This is a genomic window from Kitasatospora sp. NPDC093558, assembly GCF_040683475.1.
Taxonomy (GTDB): Bacteria; Actinomycetota; Actinomycetes; order Streptomycetales; family Streptomycetaceae; genus Kitasatospora.
Window position 1 is genome coordinate 1 of the sequence record NZ_JBFBDY010000568.1, and the last position, 4011, is coordinate 4011.

The following is a 4011-nucleotide window of genomic DNA, read 5'->3' on the forward strand; positions in this document are numbered from 1 at the left end:
GGCGCCAGGTCGCGGCGAGCTGCGGGTTGGTGAGCAGCGCGCCGGGCCGGGGCGGGCGCCCGCCGGGCAGGTAGAGCTCCGCCGAACTGGTCCACTCCCGCTCGAACAGCTCCCGGACGGTCTCGACGGTCGCCCCGATCCGCTCGACCGCCGGGTGCCCGTGCTCGGCGTACCCGATGGCGAACCGCAGGACCTCCGCCAGCCGCTTGGTGCCGTGGTCGCGCAGCAGGAGCAGCCAGGCGTCGAACGCCCCGGGCACGGCGGCCGCCAGCGGGCCCGTGCCGGGGACGAGCGCCAGCCCGAGCGAGCGGTAGTGCCCGATGCTCGCCCCGGCGGGCGCCGGCCCCTGACCGCAGAGCACCCGCACCGGCCCGTCCGCGGGCGCGAGGATGATCGGCACCTCCCCCGCCGGCCCGTTCAGGTGCGGCTCGACGACGTGCAGCGTGAACGCGGCGGCCACGGCCGCGTCGAACGCGTTCCCGCCGTCCTCCAGCACCGCCAGGCCGGCCGCCGACGCCAGCCAGTGCGTCGACGAGACCATCCCGAACGTCCCCTGCAAGGTCGGTCGAGTCGTGAACATCGGAACCCCTCCCCATGGCCGGCTGGAACCCATCGTGTCCACCGCCGCCCGTCCTGTCACCACCGCGACCCTCCGGAGCGGTGCGGTGCCGCAGGGTGAGGATCGTCACTGGTTCGCTCCATCGGCTCGCGGGCTGGGTAGGTGTACGTTCCAGCAACCACCGGGTGGGGCCCCCGACTCCCCCTCGATCGCGGTTGCCCCGGTCCGCAGCGCCTCCGACGAAGAGAGGTACCAGACATGTCTGCACAGGTGCCGGCCCACGATCCACCCCAGCGCGTCGGCGTGGTCACCGAATCGACGGTCGGGGAGACCCGCGTCGCCGCCACGCCACCGACGGTGCGTCAGCTGCTCGGCCTCGGCTACGAGGTCGTCGTCGAGTCGGGTGCCGGAACGGCCTCCGGGTTCACCGACGCGGCCTACGTCGAGGCCGGCGCGCGCATCGGCGACGCCTGGGCGGCGGACGTCGTCCTGAAGGTCAACGCGCCGTCGGGCGACGAGGTCGCCCGGTTGGGTGAGGACGCCACCGTCGTCGCCCTGATCGCGCCGGCGCAGCATCCGGAGCTGCTGAAGGCGCTGTCCGCACGCGGCGTCACCGCGCTCGCCCTGGACGCCGTACCGAGGATCTCTCGGGCGCAGTCGATGGACGTGCTCAGCTCGATGGCCAACATCGCCGGGTACCGGGCGGTGATCGAGGCGGCCCACGTGTTCGGGCGGTTCTTCACCGGCCAGGTCACCGCCGCGGGCAAGGTGCCGCCGGCGAAGGTCCTGGTGGCGGGCGCCGGGGTGGCCGGGCTCGCCGCGATCGGCGCGGCGTCCAGCCTCGGCGCGATCGTCCGGGCGACCGACCCACGGCCGGAAGTCGCGGACCAGGTACGGTCGTTGGGCGGCGAGTACCTGGCCGTGCAGGTCGCCCAGGAGGCGGGCTCGGACGGCTACGCCAAGGCGACGTCGGCCGAGTACGACCGGGCCGCCGCCGCGCTCTACCACGAGCAGGCCGCGGACGTGGACATCGTCGTGACGACCGCGCTGATCCCCGGCAGGCCCGCACCGAGGCTGCTCACGGCCGAGGACGTGGCGGCGATGCGGCCGGGCAGCGTCATCGTCGACATGGCCGCGGCGCAGGGCGGCAACGTCGAGGGCACCGTGCCCGGACGCGCGGTGGTCACCGCCAACGGGGTCACCATCATCGGCTACACCGACCTGGCGGCGCGGCTGCCCGCCCAGGCCTCGCAGCTGTTCGGCACCAACCTGGTGAACCTGCTGAAGCTGCTGACGCCGGGCAAGGACGGGCGGCTGGTCGTCGACTTCGACGACGTGGTGCAGCGCGCGGTGACGGTCGTCCGGGCGGGCGAGGTCACCTGGCCGCCGCCACCCGTGGCCGTGTCGGCCACCCCGGCCGCCCCTTCCGTGTCCGCCGCCGTGGAACCGAAGCAGTCCCGGCTCACCCCGCCCGTCCGCTACGGGCTGATCGGCCTCGGGATGCTCGCGGCCTTCCTGCTGATCGCCTTCGCGCCCGCCCAACTAGCCCGGAACTTCACGGTGTTCGCGCTCGCCGTGGTCATCGGGTACTACGTCATCGGCAAGGTCCACCACGCCCTGCACACACCGCTGATGTCGGTGACGAACGCGATCTCCGGGATCGTGGTGATCGGCGCCCTGCTCCAGATCGGGCACGAGAGCCGGCTCGTGACGGTGCTGTCCTTCGTGGCCGTCCTGCTGACGAGCGTGAACGTGTTCGGCGGATTCGCCGTCACCCGCCGCATGCTGTCGATGTTCTCGATCTCCCCAACATCGCAGGAGTCCCCGGCCTCCCCCACGACGCCTCCGGCTGATCCGTCCCCGTCGTCCCCGTCGTCCCTGTCGTCCCCGTCGTCCTCCGAAAGGCGTTGAGCCCGATGACTTCCACGACGGCCTCGCACGCCGCGGACCTCGTCGCCGCGCTGCTGTTCGTCCTCAGCCTGGCCGGCCTGTCCCAGCACCGGACCTCGCGCGCCGGCGTCGTCTACGGCATCGCCGGCATGGCCCTCGCCCTTGTCGCCACCGTGGTGGTCGCGGCGGGGGACGTCTCCGCCGGCGCGGTCGCGCTGATCGTCCTCGCGATGGTGCTCGGCGGGGCGGCGGGCCTGTGGCGGGCGCGGCGGGTCGAGATGACGCAGATGCCCGAGCTCATCGCCGTCCTGCACAGCTTCGTCGGCCTGGCCGCCGTCCTGGTCGGCTGGAACGGCTACCTGGAGGTCGAGTCCCACGGCGCCGCCCAGACCCGGGTGGCCGGGGAACTGCTGGACATCCACCACGCCGAGGTCTTCATCGGCGTGTTCATCGGCGCGGTCACCTTCACCGGCTCGATCGTGGCCTTCCTGAAGCTGTCCGCCAGGATCGCCTCGCGCCCGCTGACGCTGCCGGGCAAGAACGCGCTCAACGTGGGCGCGCTGGCCGCGTTCGCGGTGCTGACGGCCTGGTTCACGGCCAGCCCGGGCCTCGGCCTCATGATCGCCGTCACCGTCCTGGCGCTCGCGCTGGGCTGGCACCTCGTCGCCTCGATCGGCGGCGGCGACATGCCCGTCGTCGTCTCCATGCTGAACAGCTACTCGGGCTGGGCAGCGGCGGCGGCCGGGTTCCTGCTGGACAACGACCTGCTGATCGTCACCGGGGCCCTGGTCGGGTCCTCCGGTGCCTACCTGTCGTACATCATGTGCCGGGCGATGAACCGCTCGTTCCTGTCGGTCATCGCGGGCGGGTTCGGCATCGAGGCCCCGGCGGGCCCGGCGGAGGAGCAGGGCGAGCACCGCGAGATCCACGCCGACGACGCCGCCAGGCTGCTCGCCAGGGCCCGTTCGGTGGTCATCACCCCCGGCTACGGCATGGCGGTGGCCCAGGCGCAGCACCCGGTCGCGGAGCTGACCCGGCGGCTGCGCGAACGCGGGGTCGAGGTCCGCTTCGGCGTGCACCCGGTGGCCGGGCGCCTGCCCGGCCACATGAACGTGCTGCTGGCCGAGGCGAAAGTGCCGTACGACATCGTCCTGGAGATGGACGAGATCAACGACGACCTCGCCGCGACCTCGGTCGTCCTCGTCATCGGCGCCAACGACACCGTCAACCCGGCCGCCACCGACGACCCGTCCAGCCCGATCGCGGGCATGCCGGTGTTGCGCGTGTGGGAGGCGGAACAGGTGATCGTCTTCAAGCGCTCGATGGCCTCCGGCTACGCGGGCGTGCAGAACCCGCTGTTCTTCCGGGAGAACACCGGCATGCTGTTCGGCGACGCGAAGCAGAGCGTGGAGGCGATCCTGCGGGCCCTGCCCGACGGCCGGAGCGGTCCGGCCGGCGCCGGCCCCCCGACGACGGCGGCCGGGTTGATGGGAATATCGTCGGGTAGGGGAAGAGATTTTTGTGACAGGTGTAGATCAAGGGGGGGGGCGGCTGATTTATAA

3 protein-coding genes are annotated in these 4011 nt (G+C 72.6%); 2 read left to right on the plus strand and 1 reads right to left on the minus strand.

The window, feature by feature from the left end; genetic code table 11:
• Positions 1-580 (minus strand): gamma-glutamyltransferase (locus AB0O00_RS31570; protein WP_363657599.1); only part of this gene is annotated, 580 nt, incomplete at its 3' end.
• Between the two features lie 237 nt (positions 581-817).
• Here AB0O00_RS31570 and AB0O00_RS31575 point away from each other — a divergent pair.
• Positions 818-2470: a Re/Si-specific NAD(P)(+) transhydrogenase subunit alpha gene (locus tag AB0O00_RS31575; RefSeq protein WP_363657601.1), complete on the plus strand. Its 1653-nt coding sequence runs from the start codon at positions 818-820 to the stop codon at positions 2468-2470.
• A 5-nt stretch (positions 2471-2475) separates the two neighbouring features.
• Entirely contained in the window at positions 2476-4011 is a 1536-nt protein-coding gene (pntB, locus tag AB0O00_RS31580; protein WP_363657603.1) for a Re/Si-specific NAD(P)(+) transhydrogenase subunit beta, read from the plus strand.

What these genes read in the sequence shown, in the direction of transcription:
- AB0O00_RS31575 (WP_363657601.1), top strand. Translation starts at nt 818, where the DNA reads ATGTCTGCACAGGTGCCGGCCCACGATCCACCCCAGCGCGTCGGCGTG.
- pntB (WP_363657603.1), top strand. Translation starts at nt 2,476, where the DNA reads ATGACTTCCACGACGGCCTCGCACGCCGCGGACCTCGTCGCCGCGCTG.